This window comes from Microbacterium saccharophilum (assembly GCF_007992455.1).
GTDB lineage: Bacteria > Actinomycetota > Actinomycetes > Actinomycetales > Microbacteriaceae > Microbacterium > Microbacterium saccharophilum.
Genome location: NZ_BKAH01000010.1, coordinates 50406 through 67351, shown reverse-complemented (window position 1 = coordinate 67351; position 16946 = coordinate 50406). Strand labels below are relative to the sequence as shown.

The 16946-nt window shown below is 72.0% G+C and carries 15 protein-coding genes; 7 read left to right on the top strand and 8 right to left on the bottom strand.

Annotated features, from left to right (window positions below; translation table 11 throughout):
* Positions 1–9 precede the first annotated feature (9 nt).
* Complete coding sequence (locus MSA03_RS10810) at positions 10–747, top strand: ABC transporter ATP-binding protein (protein WP_147050993.1); 738 nt, start codon at positions 10–12, stop codon at positions 745–747.
* Positions 744–1478, top strand: coding sequence for an ABC transporter permease (locus tag MSA03_RS10805; RefSeq protein WP_147050992.1), 735 nt, complete (start codon positions 744–746; stop codon positions 1476–1478). Before MSA03_RS10810 ends, MSA03_RS10805 begins: the two co-directional genes overlap by 4 nt.
* Before the next feature lie 19 nt (positions 1479–1497).
* On the opposite strand, the gene MSA03_RS10800 is transcribed toward MSA03_RS10805, so the two are convergent.
* On the bottom strand, positions 1498–1929 hold the full coding sequence (locus tag MSA03_RS10800) for a MarR family winged helix-turn-helix transcriptional regulator (protein WP_147050991.1): 432 nt from the start codon (positions 1927–1929) through the stop codon (positions 1498–1500).
* A 35-nt stretch (positions 1930–1964) separates the two neighbouring features.
* Between MSA03_RS10800 and MSA03_RS10795 the strand changes: the two genes are divergently transcribed.
* Positions 1965–3749, top strand: a complete 1785-nt coding sequence (locus MSA03_RS10795) for a DUF2207 domain-containing protein (protein ID WP_147050990.1) — start codon at positions 1965–1967, stop codon at positions 3747–3749.
* Between the two features lie 63 nt (positions 3750–3812).
* Positions 3813–5366, top strand: a complete 1554-nt coding sequence (locus tag MSA03_RS10790) for a molybdopterin-dependent oxidoreductase (RefSeq protein WP_147050989.1) — start codon at positions 3813–3815, stop codon at positions 5364–5366.
* Between the two features lie 67 nt (positions 5367–5433).
* Here MSA03_RS10790 and MSA03_RS10785 read toward each other — a convergent pair whose 3' ends face one another.
* The gene (locus MSA03_RS10785; RefSeq protein ID WP_244946403.1) at positions 5434–6753 is read right to left on the bottom strand and encodes an HNH endonuclease signature motif containing protein; all 1320 of its coding nucleotides are present in this window, start codon (positions 6751–6753) and stop codon (positions 5434–5436) included.
* 430 nt (positions 6754–7183) lie between these two features.
* On the opposite strand from MSA03_RS10785, the gene MSA03_RS10780 reads away from it, so the two are divergent.
* Positions 7184–7678: a GNAT family N-acetyltransferase gene (locus MSA03_RS10780; protein ID WP_244946402.1), complete on the top strand. Its 495-nt coding sequence runs from the start codon at positions 7184–7186 to the stop codon at positions 7676–7678.
* 70 nt (positions 7679–7748) lie between these two features.
* Here MSA03_RS10780 and MSA03_RS10775 read toward each other — a convergent pair whose 3' ends face one another.
* The 5 genes from MSA03_RS10775 to MSA03_RS10755 form a co-directional block, all read right to left on the bottom strand.
* Complete coding sequence (locus tag MSA03_RS10775; RefSeq protein ID WP_147050986.1) at positions 7749–8699, bottom strand: aggregation-promoting factor C-terminal-like domain-containing protein; 951 nt, start codon at positions 8697–8699, stop codon at positions 7749–7751.
* Between the two features lie 188 nt (positions 8700–8887).
* Positions 8888–10363 carry a lipase maturation factor family protein gene (locus MSA03_RS10770; protein WP_147050985.1) on the bottom strand — a complete coding sequence of 492 codons (1476 nt, stop codon included), beginning with the start codon at positions 10361–10363 and terminating at the stop codon, positions 8888–8890.
* Positions 10364–10395: 32 nt separating this feature from the next.
* A complete protein-coding gene (locus MSA03_RS10765; protein ID WP_147050984.1) occupies positions 10396–10737 on the bottom strand; it encodes a cupin domain-containing protein in 342 nt (113 codons plus the stop codon).
* A gap of 24 nt (positions 10738–10761) precedes the next feature.
* Entirely contained in the window at positions 10762–12228 is a 1467-nt protein-coding gene (locus MSA03_RS10760; RefSeq protein ID WP_147050983.1) for a phytoene desaturase family protein, read from the bottom strand.
* 184 nt (positions 12229–12412) lie between these two features.
* Positions 12413–12814: a RidA family protein gene (locus MSA03_RS10755; protein WP_147050982.1), complete on the bottom strand. Its 402-nt coding sequence runs from the start codon at positions 12812–12814 to the stop codon at positions 12413–12415.
* Positions 12815–12992: 178 nt separating this feature from the next.
* Here MSA03_RS10755 and MSA03_RS10750 point away from each other — a divergent pair, with 178 nt between their 5' ends.
* Both MSA03_RS10750 and MSA03_RS10745 read left to right on the top strand, forming a co-directional pair.
* Complete coding sequence (locus MSA03_RS10750; protein WP_147050981.1) at positions 12993–15047, top strand: glucose PTS transporter subunit IIA; 2055 nt, start codon at positions 12993–12995, stop codon at positions 15045–15047.
* Positions 15048–15683 (top strand): YdeI/OmpD-associated family protein, encoded by a 636-nt coding sequence (locus MSA03_RS10745; protein ID WP_147050980.1) that lies wholly within the window; start codon positions 15048–15050, stop codon positions 15681–15683. It abuts the gene before it with no gap.
* Between the two features lie 25 nt (positions 15684–15708).
* On the opposite strand, the gene coaBC is transcribed toward MSA03_RS10745, so the two are convergent.
* Positions 15709–16923, bottom strand: coding sequence for a bifunctional phosphopantothenoylcysteine decarboxylase/phosphopantothenate--cysteine ligase CoaBC (gene coaBC, locus MSA03_RS10740; protein WP_147050979.1), 1215 nt, complete (start codon positions 16921–16923; stop codon positions 15709–15711).
* Positions 16924–16946 lie beyond the last annotated feature (23 nt).

Sequence of the window (16946 nt, the reverse complement as noted above, 5' to 3'; positions counted from 1 at the left end):
GCTGACGGCATGGGCACCCGTCCGAGGTCAGGCGAGGAAGCCGTCGTCGTCCGAGACCTGCGGGTGCGCCGCGGCGGCACACCGGTGTTCGAGGGTCTCGACGTCGCGATCCCGCGCGGACGCATCACCGGCCTGCTCGGGCCCTCGGGTTGCGGTAAGACGACGCTCATGCGCGCGATCGTCGGCGTTCAGAAGATCGACGGCGGCTCGGTCACGGTGTTCGGGGAGCCCGCCGGCGGCGTGAGCCTCCGCCGCCGCGTCGCGTATGACACGCAGGCCGCCTCGGTGTACGGCGACCTGACCGTGCGCCAGAACCTCTCCTATTTCGCGCGCCTGATCGGTGCCCCGCGAGGCGACGTCGATCGCGTCATCGAGCAGGTCGGGCTGCGGCCGCAGGCCGGGCAGACGGTGGCCTCCCTCAGCGGCGGCCAGGAGAACCGGGTCTCGCTCGCCGTGGCGATGCTCGGCTCGCCCGACCTCATCGTGCTGGACGAGCCGACCGTCGGGCTCGATCCCGTGCTGCGCGCCGAGCTGTGGGCGGTGTTCCGCGCCCTCGCGGCCACCGGCGTCACGCTCGTCGTCTCCAGCCACGTCATGGACGAGGCGCTGCGCTGCGACCGGCTGCTCCTCATGCGGGCCGGACGGCTCGTCGCCGACACGACGCCGGCGGCGCTCCTGGCCGACACGGGCGAGTCCGACCCCGATGCGGCATTCCTCGCGCTCATCGAACGGGGCACCGCGGGATGAACGGCATCCGCACGTTCGCGACCGCCGGCCGGGTGCTGCGCCAGCTCAGCCACGACCCGCGGTCCATCGCGCTCATGCTCGTGGCCCCGAGCGTGCTCGTGGGGCTGTTCGCCTGGCTCTTCAGCGACCAGGACGGGGTCTTCGACACGTTCGGGGGCCCCATCCTCGCGCTGTTCCCGTTCGTCGTGATGTTCCTGATCACCTCCATCACGACCCTGCGGGAACGCCGCAGCGGAACGCTCGAGCGGCTCATGACGACGCCGCTCGGCAAGGCGGACTTCATCGTCGGCTATGCGCTCGCGTTCGGTCTCATGGCGATGCTGCAGGCGGTCATCACGGTCGCGTTCGCCGTGCTCGTCTGCCGATTGGATGTCGAGGGCCCCCTGTGGCAGCTCGGGCTCGTCGCCGTCGTGGATGCGCTGCTCGGAACGGCGCTCGGGCTGCTCGCCAGCGCCTTCGCCCGCACCGAGTTCCAGGCGGTGCAGTTCATGCCGGTGCTCGTCTTTCCGCAGATCATCCTCGGCGGCCTCTTCATGCCGCGGGACCGGATGCCCGACGTCCTCCACGCCATCAGCGACTGGCTGCCGCTCAGCCACGCCATCGATGCGGTGGCCGCGGTGAGCGCCGGAGACGAGGGCTGGGATGTGGCGCGTCCGCTGCTGATCGTCACGGCGTTCGCGGTCGGCTCCCTCGTGCTGGCATCGCTCACGCTCCGCCGCCGAACCCCGTAGCCGACAGGGGACCGCGCCGTCAGCCTCGGGCGCGGAGCTTCGCGGTGAGCGTCCGCAGCTGGGCGAGCTCGTCGTCGCTCAGCACCGACATGCGCTGCGCGATCGACCGGCCATGCGCGGTCGCGATGCGGAGGAAGGCGGCCTTCCCCTGCTCCGTGGCGCTGACGAGGGCGCCGCGGCCGTCCAGCGGATCGGGGCATTTCACGAGCAGACCGCGGGCGACCATGCGGTCGACCAGCCGCGAGACGCTGGGCTGGCTGATGAGCATGTTCGCCGTCACGTCGCGGAGGCGGGCAGCGCCGTCGGCGCCGCGCGTCACGGTGAGGAGGACGTCGTACTCCGCCTGCGTCAGCTCGTCCTCGTCGAAGTCCGTGCTGATCTCCTGCAGGACCTCGTGCTGCGCGCGGAAGAGACTCTCCCACGCGGTGATGGCGAGGCGGCGGTCGGTCATGGCGTCCACTGTAACCCGCCCATAGGCTGAGTCGCATGGGCCGATATGCGCGCGCGATCATGGCGGTCCTGCTCGGGATGCTGGCGTCCCTCGTCATGGCGTCGCCCGCGGCCGCGGACGTCGACGACTTCACTTTCGACAGCCTCACCGCCGACTACACGCTGTCCCGCGCGGAGGACGGGACGAGCCGGCTCACGGTGGTCGAGGAGTTCGTCGCGCGCTTCCCCGAGACCGATCAGAACCGCGGGATGCGGCGGGTCATCCCCGACTCGTACAACGGGCAGCCCCTGCATCCGCAGCTGCTCTCGATCACCGACGCGACGGGGGCGGAGCGCCCGGCGGAGACGGATGCCGAAGACGGCATGTTCTCGATGACGTCGCGGGCGGATGACTTCGTGCACGGGGCGCAGACCTACGTCTTCACCTACACGCTCGAGAACGTCACCTGGACGTTCGGCGACACCGGGCAGGAGTTCTATTGGGACGTCAACGGCGTCGACTGGGCGCAGCCGTTCGGGGAGATCACGGCCAGGCTGCACGTCGACGGGGACGTGGCGGACGCACTGACCGGTCGCACCGCCTGCTACGCCGGCTCGCAGGGCGCTTCGACGGCCTGCGCGGACATCGATGTCGCGGCGACGCCCGACGGCGGCGCGATCGTGACGGCACGGGCGACGCAGATCGCGCCGTACGAGACGCTCACCATCGCGGTCGGATTCGCCGACGACACCTTCACGCTGTTCGACTCCTCGTTCCTCGCATCGCCGCTCGGCTGGGCGCAGGGTGTCGCGGGTGTCGGGCTGCTCGGCGCGGGTGCGCTGGCGCTGCGCTCGCGGCGGCGCTGGCTGCGGGACGAGCCGGGACGGCCGACGATCATCGCGGAGTACACGCCGCCGCCGGGCGTCGACGCGCTGGAGAGTGCTGTGCTGCTCGGCAAGCCCACGAAGGCGATCCCCGCGGAGGTGCTCGAGCAGGCCGTCGTCGGCTCCATCCGCATCCTCGAGGGAAGCCGGCGCGTCTTCGGCGGCACGCGCCTCACGGCGGAGCTCGTCGACCCGTCCCGCGCCGACGGCGACGGCAGGATGCTGCTGCGCGGACTGTTCCCGTCCGGTCGTCCCGGCGAGCAGTACGAGTTCGGCCGCCAGGACACGCGGCTGTCGAAGGTCGCGCAGGCGATCCTCAAGGCGGCGGAGAGCGAGCTGAAGAACCGGGGGTTCCGCCGGGCGGTGCCCATCGGGGCGCGGGTCTGGCCGCTCCTGGCCACTGCCGGCGTGGCCGGCCTCGTGTTGCTCTTCGGCGTCCTCGCCTACGACGGCGGCGTGCAGTCGCCGTGGCCGTTCGTGCTCATCGTCCTCGCCGGCCTCGTCGCCATCGCCGTCATCCTCATCGTCGCGCACAAGCCGCTCACGCGGGCCGGCGCCGAGGTGCGGGACCACCTCCAGGGACTCCGAGTCTTCATCGAGTGGGCGGAGGCGGACCGCATCCGGATGCTGCAGTCACCGGCCGGTGCGGAGCGCGTGCCCATCGACGTCGGCGACCCGCGGGAGATGCTGCGCCTCTACGAGACGCTCCTGCCGTACGCCGTCGTGTTCGGCCAGGAGAAGGAATGGTCGAAGCAGCTCGCGGTCCTCTACTCGGCGACGGGCGCCGCCGGCCCGGTCTGGTACTACGGGGCCGGATCGTTCGATGCCGGCTCGTTCTCGTCGGGCATCGGATCGCTCTCGGCCGCCGCGAGTTCCTCCTCGTCGACCTCGGGCGGATCCGGCGGCGGGGGTGGCGCCGGTGGCGGTGGCGGCGGTGGTGGCGGCGGCGGGGTCTGACCGGTCGCTGTGCATGTCGGCGGCACGAGCCGCAGGGAGCATCGACGGTCGTAGGCTCCACCCATGACGACGGAACGTGCGACGGGGCGCGCGGGGATCGCGGGCGCGGCGGCGGTCGTGCTGGCCGGTGGTGTCGGCGAGGTCGTCGCCGGGCTGGTCAGCGGCGGCAGCCCGGTCGCCGCGGTCGGCGGCTGGCTCATCGACCTCGCTCCGCCGTGGGCGAAGGACACCGCGATCGCGCTGTTCGGCACGAACGACAAGGTCGTGCTCATCGTGGCGATCTGCATCGTGATCGTGTTGCTGGGTACGGCCTGCGGCGCGCTGGAGACGCGACGCCCGCCGTGGGGTGCGGCGATCGTGGCGGTGTTCGGGATCGTGGGCGGCGTCATCGCGACGACGCGCTCGGATGCCGTCGTCGGCGCGTGGCTGCCGTCCGTGGTCGCGGGTGTCGTGGGCGGCGGCGTGCTCTGGTGGCTCGCGCGGATGGTGCGGGGATCGGCGACGCGCACGGAATCGCCGCCGGCGGCGAGCACTGACGCCGTTCCCGGCCGCGCCGACCGGCGGACGTTCCTGATGTGGTCCGGCGCGGCCGTCGTCGTGGGCCTCCTGGCCGCCGCCGGCGGCAACGCGCTGCGGGCCGGGCGGGCCGCGGCGACCGCGATCCGCGATGTCGTGCTGCCGCGGCCGGCCGTCGCAGCGCCGCCGGTGCCCGCCGGGGCCGAGCTGGACGTGCCGGGCCTCGCGTCCGTCATCACCCCGAACGACGGCTTCTACCGGATCGACACCGCACTGATCGTCCCGAGTGTCAACCCGGCCGAGTGGAGCATCCGCATCCACGGGCTCGTGGAGAACGAGGTGACGCTCACCTGGGACGAGCTGCTCGCGCTTCCGCTCGAGGAGAGCTACACGACGCTGGCGTGCGTCTCGAACGAGGTCGGCGGGAGCCTCATCGGCAACGCCCGGTGGCTCGGCTACCCGATCCGCGAGCTGCTCGCACGGGCGCGGCCGACGGCGGAGGCGGACATGGTGCTGTCGCGGTCGGTGGACGGGTTCACAGCATCCACGCCCCTGGAGGCGCTGACGGACGACCGCGCCGCGATCCTCGCGGTCGGCATGAACGGGGAGCCGTTGCCGCAGGAGCACGGGTTCCCGGTGCGGATGGTCGTGCCCGGCCTGTACGGGTACGTGTCGGCGACGAAGTGGGTCGTGGAGCTCGAGGTGACGCGCTTCGATCGGGCTCGCGCGTACTGGACGGATCGGGGCTGGTCGGAGCTCGGCCCGATCAAGCTGCAATCGCGGATCGACGTGCCCCGCGGCGACCAGAGCATCGCGGCCGGGGACACCGTCATCGCGGGTGTCGCGTGGCAGCAGCACGTCGGTGTGGCCGGGGTCGAGGTGCAGATCGACGACGGAGCATGGCGGCAGGCGACCCTTGCGACGGCGATCTCGGACGACACCTGGGTGCAGTGGAGCCTCCCGTGGACCGCGACCGCCGGCCGGCACGTCGTGCGCTGCCGGGCGACGAGTGCGACGGGCGAGGTGCAGACGTCGGCGGTCGCTCCCGTGGTCCCGGATGGTGCGACGGGATGGCACGAGCGGACCGTCACGGTCGACTGAGCGGGATGGCGCCCGCGGCAGGGTCGGGGGAGCCCGCTTCCGCAGGTGACACCCGTTCGATCCAGCCTCAGAACGGCGGGGGATCGGGTTCGGGTGCGAACGCCACCGTCCGTGCCGGGGTATCGGGGTACACCCGGCCTGTCGGACTCGTCCACTCCAGCACGCCGCCGGGTCGCTGCCGCACCCGCCAGGCGGAGTGGTGCTTCAAGACATGATGCCGGCGGCACAGGTGCGCAAGGTTTCCCAGCTGCGTGGGTCCGTCGTGTTCGCGGGCGATCGTGTGATCGAGGTCGCAGCGCGTGGCCGGCTGACGGCATCCGGGGAAGCGGCAGTGCTCGTCGCGCACCTCCAACAGCCGCCGGAGCTCGGCCGTGGGGCGGTACGTGTCGACGGCGACGACGCACTGGGTGACGGGGTCGAGCTGCACCCGGGTCCACGTCGAGGCGAGGCCCGCCAGTCGACGTGCCGTCGCCGGGGCGATCGGGCCGTGTCCGGCGAGTTCCGCCGGTTCGTCCGTCTCGCCCGCCAGCGTCGCGAGGGGCACGGTGATCTGGACGTGCGCGCGGATCGCATGGCTCTGCGGGATGGACCGGTTCGACGCTTCGGGTGAGCTGTGACCCGTCAGCAGCAGGTCGGCGAGGGCATCGGCGCGCACCTCGTCGAGGCTGCGCGTGTCGGCCGCGGCGTGGTCGGCGCCGGGCAGTGTCTCGTCCTCGAACAGCGCCTCGTCGCCGGTACCCGCAGTCCGCGCGTCGATGACCGAGCGGGCGACCTGGGTGAGCCGGTCGAGGATCGCGTGTGCGAGGGTGGCGGGCAGGACCGCGATGAGCTCCGCCATCCCGTCGTCCCCGTCCCGGAGAGCCAGCCGGCGAGCCGTCCGGGCTTCCCGATGACGCTCGTCGAGCGGCACCGGGTGCAGTCGCTGTGCGAGCATCCGCACGATGGGCCGGAGACGTCCAGGAGCCTCGCGGCGCGCCACCTCCAGCGCCGCCTCTTCGTAGGCGGCGCGGACGGCGGGATCGGCGATCATCATGCCGGCCTCGACGATGACATTCGCATGGGCAGGATCGACCTCGCCCGCCTCCAGCGCGCGGAGCGTCGCTGGGAAGTCGGCCGTCAACTGCCAGGCGCGCCCGATCCGAGCCTGCACCCCGCGGTCGGACGCGCGGGTGGCGGCCGCGATCTGCGCGGCGAGGGAGCGGAGCGGGATGTCGCTCGAGGGGTGCGTCCTGTCTCCGCGGGCGGCCTGCTCGCGCGCCAGGTCTGCGGCGGCGGCGAGAAGCCGCGCCTCCTCGGCGTGCAGGGACGCCATCCGTCGCCGGGTCAGCGCGATGCCGTCGATGATCGCCTCGGTGCGGGCGATGTCGTCGCCGGCTGGAGTGATCACGTCTTCCTGCATACCCCTATTTTGGTGAGGACCCCCGACATCGGGAGCAGGAAAAAACCAGGTCAGCATACCAATTGTGGAAAACCTCCACCGCACGCGTCCTGGGGAGGAGGCGCCAACAGCACGCGCCACCGGCCCGGTCGTCCAGGCAAGACTAAGGGCCGGTCGGAGAGGCTTCCGACCGGCCCTTGTCCCTTTTGCACCAAGAGTGTCCTGCAATCACATGCCGGCAGCTGCCACAGCAAAACAACTACCGTGCGAGCACTCTATAACGAGAAGATAACGACGACAAGGGTTTGCCGTTATCTTCTCGTGATCAATTTCCCGAGGTCGCTGGACGAGTGATGCGGCGGTGCGCGTGGTCCAATGCGGACTCCGACGTCGCAGCCGCGCGTCCCGCCGGACTCCGCGCCCTGGCACCATGAGACGCATGGTGTTCACGATCCGCCGGCCCGGTCCGCGCGATGCCTCCGCGGTCGCCGACCTCCACGTCGCGGCGTGGCGGGAGGCGTACACGCACCTGCTGCCAGACGGCTTCTTCACCGACGAGTACATCGAGCGTCGCCGGCGGATGTGGCGGGACCTCCTCGAGAACCCGCGCGCGGACACGACCGTCCGCATCGCCGAGAGCGACGGGTCGATCATCGGCCTCGCCTGGGCCGGCCCCGGCCTGCGCCTCGGCGCGGAGGCGCCCCCGCGGGACCGCCAGCTGTACGCCCTCTACGTCGCCGCGGCGCACCACGGCACCGGTGCAGGCCAGGCGCTGCTCGAGGAGGCCGTCGGTGACGGCCCGGCGATGCTCTGGGTTGCCGCGCAGAATCCGCGGGCGATCGCGTTCTACCGTCGCAACGGGTTCGAGTTCGACGGCGTCGAGCAGACCGACCCGATCGCGCCGTCGATCACCGACGCGCGCATGCTCCGCTGACGGCGCACGCCGCGGAGACGACGGATGCCGCCGCCCGCAGTGCGGACGACGGCATCGTGGTCGTCGGAGCTCAGTACCAGCCGGTGGACTGGGAGTGGCCCCACGCGGCGCACGGCGAGCCGTAGCGGCCGGCGATGTAGCCGAGGCCCCACTTGATCTGCGTCGTCGCGTTGGTCTGCCAGTCCGAACCCGCGCTGGCCATCTTGCTGCCGGGGAGGGCCTGCGGGATGCCGGTCGCGCCACTGGAGGCGTTGTACGCCTGGTAGTTCCAGCCCGACTCGCGGGTCCACAGCGAGTCGAGGCAGGAGAACTGGTCATCGCCCCAGCCGTAGGACCCGAGCATCTGCCGCGCCGCGGCCTTCGCATCGGCCGCGCTCGTCGTGGGTGCGCCGGTCGGAGCGGCGGATGCCACGCTCCGCGACGACGCGGCGCGCTCGGCGGCCGCCTCGGCGGCGGCAGCGGCGGCGGCATCGGCCGCGGCCTTCTCCTCGGCCGCCTTCCGCGCAGCCTCTTCGGCCGCCTTCCGTGCGGCCTCTTCGGCGGCCTTCTTGGCCTCGGCCTTCTCGACCGCGCCCGTGAGGGCGGCGGCGGCGTCGCGGACGCGCTGCGTCGCGCTGCTCGTGTCATCGGTGATGTCGGGCACCAGGAGCGTCGGGGTCACCTCGAGCTCGGTGAGCTGCTCGACGTAGCCGCGCAGCTCGCGCGTGTCGATGAAGGTCGACTCCACCTCGAGCGGCAGGGCCGAGGCGTCGGCGGCCGCCTTCGCCTCCGCGGCGGCGCGCAGCGCCGCGCGGCCGTCGGCCAGCGCGTCGAGCGCGTCCTGCGTGATGTCGCTGAGCGGCTGCGCGACGCTCGTGGTGACGGCGGCGCCGGAGCGCGCGGCGGTGCTGGCGCCGGTGTCGGCCTGGGCAGGAACGGAGCCGCTGATTCCGCCGGCGGCGGTGAGGCCGAGGATGAGGCCCACCGCGACGGTGGCGGGAGTCAGGGCACGACGGGACGGACGGAGTGAGCTGAGGAGCATAGGGGAGTGGGTCTTCCGGGTTTGTCAGCGCCGGCGCGAGGCAACGGCGTGCGTCCTCGGGATGGACACAAGAACCTCCACTGTGCGGGGCGAGTCTGGACGAACGCCCGGTAACCCTTGGGTGAAACGTGCATGGCGCCCCGACGAGGAGGGCCAGACCAGAGCCATAATCCGCTACCGGCGGCCGCTCAGCCGGGGTCGTCCGCGAACCCCATCGGGCGGATCAGCACGCGCCGCCGATCGCGCATCCAGACGACCCCGAGCCGCCGATGCTCAGCCCGGGTCGCGAATCGGTAGCGGTACGAGACGGCCCGGATCCAGCGCGGCCGCGCGCCGTCGAACGGGTCGATCCGCAGCATCCGCAGCGTCGCGCGATCGGCCTCCAGCAGCCGCACGAGGAGACCTGTGAACCACTCGTGGAGCGAGCGACCGAGCGGCAGGAACCACATCAGCCAGTCCAGCCGGAGGTGGTACGGCGCGAACTGGCGGGGGATGCGCGCCGGGTCGCCGGGCTTGCCCCGGAACTCGTACTCGTGCCACTCCGCCTCGTCGGGGTCGGCATCCGTCGTCGCCTCCACGACGATCTCGATGCGCTCCTTCGTGACCGTCCCGAATGCGCCGTAGGCGTTGGCGAGCTGCCACCGGTTGAAGCTCGCGTTCATCAGCTGGCGGCGCGCGACCAGATTCTGCAGCGCCGGCCAGCTCAGCACGACGTACCCGACTCCGACCACGCCCGTCACGACGACCCACCACACCGGCACCCCGTTGAACGGCGGGTCGGATGCCGGCTCTCCCGCCCCCGGGAGCCCCACGGCCGAGAAGGCGAGCACGATCGTCGCCCAGTTCAGCCAGGCGAAGTTCCCGGTCAGGACCAGCCAGAGCTGGGTCGCGATGACGGTAGCCGCGGCCGCCGCGCCGACGAGCTGCGGAACGGGCCCCGGCACCCACAGCGACAGAATCGGCGCGAACAGGAACCACGGCACGACGAGCTGCGCGACGTGGTTGCCCAGCACCTCCAGGCGGTGGAACCACGCGGGGAGCAGGTGCGCCTGGCGGCTCAGCGGCCCCGGCATCGGCTGCGTCTCGTGGTGGTACATGAGCGCCGTGAAGTCGCGCCATTCCCGGCCGCCGCGGATCTTGATCATCCCGGCGCCGAACTCCAGCCGGAATACGAGCCACCAGAACAGCACGATCACGACCGTGGTGGGCGGCTGGCTGTCGGAGCCCAGGAACGCGGCGAGGAAGGTGGCCTCGAGGAGGAGCATCTCCCACCCGAACCCGTAGAAGGTCTGCCCCAGCGACACGATCGACATGTACCCGAACCACAGGGCGAGGAAGACGAGCGCGGGGGCCCACGGCGGCCCCAGCTGCGGCACCCCCGCGACCAGGAGCGCAGAGCCGGCGATGCCGGTCACGCACAGCGCGGCCAGGCGGCGGTCGGTGTACCGGATCCAACGGAAGAGCGTCGGCCGCAGCATCCGCGCCCGCCGTTTCGAGGCCGCGGCCCACGCCAGCAGATCCGGCGCGGGGAGCAGGCCGTGTTCGCCGAGCAGCGGCCGGAACTGGTTCAGCGTCGAGAGGAAGGCGACCAGCAGCAGCGCCGCGATGCCCCGCTGCAGGACCTGCCGCGCCAGTTCGAAATCGACAGCCGCGAAGCCGTCCATGCCGTCACCCTACGCGCGCGCCCTGCACCGGGTCAGCCCAGCAGGGTGACGAGGACGTGCGAGGCCTCCTCGGCGAAGACCTCGTGGGGCACGTTCGCCGCGACATGGATCATCCCTCCGGCGCTCAGCTCGTGCGCCACTCCGCCGACGGTGAACCGCACCCGGCCGGCGGGCACCGACACCAGGATCGGGCGCGGCGCCACGTGCTCGGCGAGCACGGCCCCGGCGTCGAAGGCGAGGTGCCGCACCCGTGCGCCGGGTCCGTCGAACGCCTTCCGCGGGGTCACCCGCCCGGCCTGCACGGGGTTCGCGTCCGCCAACTCCGAGACGCCGGCGGCGATGAGGGTGTACTCCCGGCCTGTCGATTCGCTCATGTCCCGATGATGGCATCCAGCAGGTCAGGGGGACAGGTCGGGCGAATCCCGGATGCCGAACTCGTGGCGCAATGCGCTCCGTGCCGCATGCCACCCGGCAAGGCCGTGCACCCCCGGCCCGGGCGCCGCGGACGCCGTCGCGAGGTAGACGCCCGGGATCGGCGTCCGCCAGGGGTCGGGCGACAGGGTGGGCCGGCGCAGGATCTGCCGGAGGTCGGGCGAACCCGCGGCGATGTCACCGGCCACGTAATTCGGGTTGTGGGCCTCCACCTCGACCGCGGTCCGCGAGCTCACCGCGACGATCGTGTCGCGGAAGCCCGGCGCGAAACGCTCGATCTGCGCCGTGACCGCGTCCTCGCGGTCCGCGGCGCTTCCGGCGGGGACGTGCGTGTACGTCCACAGCGTGTGCGCGCCGGCGGGCGCGCGACTCGGGTCGAACACGGACTGCTGCGCCGCGAGCACGTACGGGTGCTCCGGATGCCGGCCGCGGTTGACGTCGTTCTCCGCGGCGGCCATCTCGGCACGCGTCCCGCCGACGTGGATCGTGCCGGCGCGCCGCACGTCGGCGTTCGCCCATGGCACCGGGGCATTCAGGGCGAAGTCGACCTTCGCGACCGCACCGCCGTACCGGACGGCCCGCAGGCGGCGGCCGAACCGGGCCGGCATCCGCTCGCCCGCCATCCGCAGCAGGGCGCGCGGTGTCACGTCGAGCATCGCCACCCGCGCATCGTCGAGCTCGTTCAGCGACGTGACCTCGTGGTCGGTGATGAGCTCGCCGCCATGGGCGCGGAGGTCCTCGAGCATGGCGTCGATGATGGCCTGGCTTCCGCCGACCGGGATCGGCCAGCCCTGCGCGTGCGCGTAGGCGCCGAGGGCGAGGCCGGCACCGGCGCCGGCGAGGCTCGGCTGCGTCAGGATCGTGTGGGCGGCGACGCCCGTGAGCAGTGCCGGTGCGGCATCCTCGCGGAACCGGGCGTTCCACGCCGGGGTGCCCTGCTCGGCGACCCGCACCGCGAAGCGGAGCGCGGAGACCGGGTGGCGGGGGACCCGCACCAGGGTCGACCCGGTCAGGTCGGCCACGTGGGAGGCGTGTTCGACGAGCGGCCGCAGGAGGCGCTCGTACGCCTTCCCGTCCAGTCCGAGCCCGTCACGCGTGCGGGCGAGGTCGCGGAAGGCCACGGCCGCCCGTCCCCCGTCCAGCGGCTGCGCGAAGGAGACATCGGGGGTGATGAAGCGCACGCGGTCGCGGAGCCCGAAGGCCCGGAAGAACGCAGACTCGAAGGCGAGCGGATGCACCGCCGAGCACACGTCGTGCAGGTACCCGGGCAAGGTCAGCTCGCGCGTCGCGGCGCCCCCTCCGGCTCGCGAGGCGCGCTCGTACACGCGCACCGAGAGGCCCGCGCGCGCGAGCGTGACCGCGGCTGCCAGCCCGTTCGGTCCGGCTCCCACGACGACGGCGTCGCGGCGGCCGTGACCTGAACCCAGCACCATGCGACCTCCTCCGGCGTCGCGCGCCGGATGCCCGCGCGCCGTTGCGTCCCGTCCGTGGCGGGGACACGTCCCGTCAGGATAGGCGTCGACGCGGTTCGCAGACACCACCTTGCGGAGGTGGCCGCGCCGGGCTAGGGGCATGCACCCCGATGCCCGGGTCGGCCCCGCGGTCCGTGCCGGACGGCTACGCCGGCCCGAGGGCGGCCACCGCGCTCACCTCGATGAGTGCACCGGGCACCGCGAGGCCCGCGACGAGCGCCGCCGTCACGAGCGGCGGCGCACCCTCCCGTGCGAGCATCGGGGCGATCGCGCCGTACGCCGCACCGAGGTCGGCCGAGGCGTCGAGGAGGACGGTCCAGCCGATGACGTCGTCGAGGGAGGCCCCGGCCGCAGCGAGCGCCGTCCGGGCGTTCTCCACGGCCTGCACGGACTGCGCGGCGACATCGTCGGAGACGACGGTGCCGGTTTCGTCGACGCCGTTCTGGCCGCCGACGTAGATGGTCGTCGCGCCCGGCGGGACGACGGCGACGTGACTGAAAGCGGGACTCGCGACGAGTCCCGCGGGCTGCAGGAGTTCGATGTCCATGCCGCACATCCTGCCCCTCGGTACCGACACGGTGACACACCATGGAGTGAAGAGGGGAGAAAAGTCTCCGGGGGGTCGGAAGGAATTGTGGTCCGTCCACACGCTCACCCCGCTTATGCGAAATCGATGCGCGGTATAGAGTCGCCGACGTAAGGCCCCCCACAGAGAGCACGCCATCATGCCTGAGAGCCCCGCATCCGCCATCGTCGACGCCCTCGGCGGCGCCGGAAACGTCGCGAACCTCACCCATTGCGCCACCCGTCTGCGCTTCCAGCTGAACGACGGCACCTCCGTCGACAAGGCGAAGGTCGAGCAGATCCCGGGCGTCATGGGCGCCGTGCCGCAGGCCGGCGACCGCTTCCAGGTCGTCATCGGCGGAGGCGTGCAGACCGTCTACAACGACATCATGGCGTTGCCCGCCATGTCCGGCAGCACGGCCGCCGCGCCCGAATCGGCGGAGGCCATCAAGGCGCGTGAGCGCGCGAAGGGCCCGCGCGGCAAGGTCGCCTGGCTCGACTCGCTGTTCGAGTTCCTCTCGGACTCCTTCCGCCCCATCCTCGGTGCGCTGCTCGGCGCCTCCCTGTTCATCACCTTCATGGCGCTCATGGCGACGCTGGGTGTGATCCCCGCATGGAACGCCCCGGGCGTGACGCTCGAGCCGTCCTGGCAGTTCATCAACCTGATGTGGCAGTGCGTGTTCATCTTCCTGCCGCTCATGGTCGCCTACAACGCGTCGCAGAAGATCGGCGCCGACCCGTGGGTCGGCTTCGCGATCATGGCCGTCGTCATGCTCCCCGGTTTCACGGCCCTGGGCACCCAGGAGGGCGCCTCGCAGATCATCTTCCTGGGCTCCGAGATCACGACCATCCCGATCTTCGGCATCCCGCTCACGGTGTTCAACTACGCGTCGCAGGTCTTCCCGCCGCTGCTCATGGCGGCTGTCCTCGGCCCGCTCTACCGGCTGCTGAAGAAGATCATCCCGGAGAACCTGCACCTCATCTTCGTGCCGTTCCTCGCGATGCTCATCATGATCCCGCTCACCGCGTTCCTGCTGGGCCCCATCGGCGTGTACGTCGGTGCCGCGCTCGCGAACTTCCTCAGCGCCATCAACTCGTTCTCGCCGTTCATCTTCGCGATCATCATTCCGCTGGCCTACCCGTTCATGGTCCCGCTGGGTCTGCACTGGCCGATCAACGCGATCATGCTGCTCAACATCCAGACCCTCGGCTACGACTTCATCCAGGGCCCCATGGGCGCGTGGAACTTCGCGTGCTTCGGTGCGACCGCCGGCGTCCTGCTCCTCGCGTGGCGGGAGAAGGACAAGCAGATGAAGCAGACCGCGACCGGCGCCCTGGCGGCGGGTCTCCTCGGCGGCATCTCCGAACCCTCGCTCTACGGCATCCACCTGCGGTTCAAGCGCATCTACCCGCGGATGCTCGTGGGCTGCCTCGTCGGCGGTCTCATCATCGGCATCGGCGGCGGCGTCCGCACCGAGGCGTTCGTCTTCACGTCGCTCCTGACCATCCCGGCCTTCGACAGCGTGCTGCTGTACGGCATCGCCGTGATCGCCGCCTTCGCGACCGCCATGACGCTCGTCGTCATCTCCGGCTACAAGGACAAGGAGGATGTCGCAGACGACGGCGCCCTCGTGGCGGCGCCCGCCGGCGCAGCCTCCGTCGGCGCGGCAACGGCGGCCCCGGTGGTCGCCAACGGCGGCGCCGCGGCGGCACCGTCTTCCGTGGCCACCGCCACCGCGACGGCCGAGGTGGGCACGCTCCTGCAGCTCGCCTCCCCGCTCGACGGCACCGTCGTCGCGCTCTCCGAGGTCCCCGACCCGGTCTTCGGCGGCGGGATCATGGGCCCCGGTGTCGCGATCCAGCCCACCGGCGACACGGTCGTCTCGCCCGGCGTCGGCACCGTCGTCGCCGCGCAGCCCACCGGTCACGCGTTCGGCCTGCAGCTGGACAACGGCATCGAGGTGCTCATCCACGTCGGCATCGACACCGTCAACCTCAAGGGCGAAGGCTTCGAGGTCAAGGTCAAGAACGGCGACCGCGTCGAGGTCGGCACCCCGCTCGTCGTCTTCGACCGCAAGGTCATCGAGGATGCCGGCTACCCGCTCATCACCCCCGTGATCGTGCTGAACGCCGATGCCTTCGCCACGGTCGACCCCGTCGCGCTCGGGCCCGTCGCCTCCGGTGCGCCCCTCCTGGACGTCCAGACGAAGGCGTAGATGGAGGAACGCCCTGCGGTCTTCTTCTCCGGCCCCGCGCATTTCCGCGCGTGGCTGGAGAAGAACCACGCCACGGCCACGGAGCTGTGGATGGGGATCTACCGCAAGGGCGACCCGAGACAGGGGATCACCTGGGACGAAGCCGTGCCCGAAGCGCTCTGCTTCGGCTGGATCGACTCGGTGAGCCAGCGGATCGACGAGAGCTCGCGCCGGCAGCGCTGGACGCCACGGAAGCCGAACTCCAACTGGAGCGAGATCAACATCGCCCATGTGGAACGGCTCCTCGCGGAGGGGCGGATGCATCCCGCGGGGATCGCCGCGTACGAGCGGCGGTCGGCGTCGCGCACCGGCGTCTACTCGTACGAGCAGCGCGCGGAGATGACGGCGCAGCAGGAGGCGGCGATCGCGGCGAACCCCGCGGCGCAGGCGTTCTGGGAGGTCGCGACGGCGTCATACCGGCGCCTCGCGACGAACTGGGTGCAGAGCGCGAAGCGGGAACAGACCCGTGCCGACCGGCTTGCGACGCTCGTCGCGGACTCTGCGGCGGGGCGGCTCATCCCCTCGCAGCGCTACGGTGACCCGCCCGCGTGGCTGGCACGCGCCGCCGTGGCGGCTGCGGCGGCAGCCTCGGACTGACCGTCGCGCCGGCTCAGCCGCCGGCTCAGCGCGCGCGGTGCGCGAGGACGGCGTCCCACAGCGCATCCGCGACGGCGCGCTTGGATCCCGACACCTCGGTGACGACGTCGTCGGCGTCATCGATGACGACGACCGCGTTCTCCGCCGCCTCGAACCCCCGCGCCCAGTCGACGCGGTTCACGGCCAGCAGGTCCACACCCTTCCGGGCGCGCTTCCGCCGCCCGCGATCGAGCAGCTCGGCATCCTCGGTCGCGGTCTCGGCGGCGAACCCGACGATCGTCTGGGCCTCGCCGCGTGCGGCCACCAGCTCGGCGAGGATGTCGGGGTTCGCGACCAGGCGCAGGGTGGCCGTGCCGTCGCCGTCCTCCTTGCGGATCTTCTCGTCGGACACGGCATCCACCCGGAAGTCGGCGACCGCGGCCACCATGACGGCGACATCGGCGTCGGCGGCCGCGGCGTGCATCGCCGTGCGCAGGTCGCCGGCCGTCGAGACCCGTTCCAGCCCGATGCGCGGGTGGTGGGCGACCGCGCTCAGGACCCCGTCGTCGACGTGGGCCGCGACGAGCCGGACCTGCGCCCCGCGGTCGGCGGCGGCCAGAGCCACCTCGACCCCCTGGCGCCCGCTGGACCGGTTGCCGAGGAAGCGGACGGGGTCGATCGGCTCGCGGGTGCCGCCCGTGGACACCGCCACCGTGAGTCCGGCCAGGTCGGTCCGCGTCGGGACGAGGGCCAGCGCAGCGGCGAGGATCTCCTCGGGCTCGCTCATCCGCCCCGGCCCGCTGTCGCCACCGGTGAGCGGCCCGTCCGCCGGTCCCACGATGTGCACCCCGCGCCCCCGCAGTACGGCGATGTTGGCCGCCGTCGCGGGATGCTCCCACATCGCGGTGTGCATCGCGGGCGCGACCAGCACCGGTGCGGTCGTGGCGAGCAGCGTCACTCCGAGCAGGTTGTCCGCCATCCCCGCGGCCATCTTCGCCAGCGTGTTGGCGGTGGCCGGCGCCACGACCACGAGGTCGGCGCGCGTGCCGAGCGCGACGTGCCGCACCTCGGCGACGTCATCGTGCACCGACGTCGTGACAGGATGGCGGCTGACCGCCTCCCAGGTGGTCGTCCCGACGAAGCGCAGCGCGTCCTCCGTGGGAATGACGTGCACCTCGTGGCCGTTGGTCACGAGTGCGCGCACGAGATGGACCGTCTTGTAGGCGGCGATGCCGCCGCTGACACCCACGACAACGAACATGATCCGATCCTCGCAGGCGATCG

Excerpts from the sequence above, each read along its gene's own strand:
- MSA03_RS10750 (WP_147050981.1), top strand. The coding sequence starts at position 12,993 with ATGCCTGAGAGCCCCGCATCCGCCATCGTCGACGCCCTCGGCGGCGCC.
- MSA03_RS10775 (WP_147050986.1), bottom strand. The coding sequence starts at position 8,699 with ATGCTCCTCAGCTCACTCCGTCCGTCCCGTCGTGCCCTGACTCCCGCC.
- MSA03_RS10755 (WP_147050982.1), bottom strand. The coding sequence starts at position 12,814 with ATGGACATCGAACTCCTGCAGCCCGCGGGACTCGTCGCGAGTCCCGCT.
- MSA03_RS10810 (WP_147050993.1), top strand. The coding sequence starts at position 10 with ATGGGCACCCGTCCGAGGTCAGGCGAGGAAGCCGTCGTCGTCCGAGAC.
- MSA03_RS10760 (WP_147050983.1), bottom strand. The coding sequence starts at position 12,228 with ATGGTGCTGGGTTCAGGTCACGGCCGCCGCGACGCCGTCGTCGTGGGA.
- MSA03_RS10805 (WP_147050992.1), top strand. The coding sequence starts at position 744 with ATGAACGGCATCCGCACGTTCGCGACCGCCGGCCGGGTGCTGCGCCAG.
- coaBC (WP_147050979.1), bottom strand. The coding sequence starts at position 16,923 with ATGTTCGTTGTCGTGGGTGTCAGCGGCGGCATCGCCGCCTACAAGACG.
- MSA03_RS10770 (WP_147050985.1), bottom strand. The coding sequence starts at position 10,363 with ATGGACGGCTTCGCGGCTGTCGATTTCGAACTGGCGCGGCAGGTCCTG.
- MSA03_RS10745 (WP_147050980.1), top strand. The coding sequence starts at position 15,048 with ATGGAGGAACGCCCTGCGGTCTTCTTCTCCGGCCCCGCGCATTTCCGC.
- MSA03_RS10795 (WP_147050990.1), top strand. The coding sequence starts at position 1,965 with ATGGGCCGATATGCGCGCGCGATCATGGCGGTCCTGCTCGGGATGCTG.
- MSA03_RS10780 (WP_244946402.1), top strand. The coding sequence starts at position 7,184 with ATGGTGTTCACGATCCGCCGGCCCGGTCCGCGCGATGCCTCCGCGGTC.
- MSA03_RS10765 (WP_147050984.1), bottom strand. The coding sequence starts at position 10,737 with ATGAGCGAATCGACAGGCCGGGAGTACACCCTCATCGCCGCCGGCGTC.
- MSA03_RS10790 (WP_147050989.1), top strand. The coding sequence starts at position 3,813 with ATGACGACGGAACGTGCGACGGGGCGCGCGGGGATCGCGGGCGCGGCG.
- MSA03_RS10800 (WP_147050991.1), bottom strand. The coding sequence starts at position 1,929 with ATGACCGACCGCCGCCTCGCCATCACCGCGTGGGAGAGTCTCTTCCGC.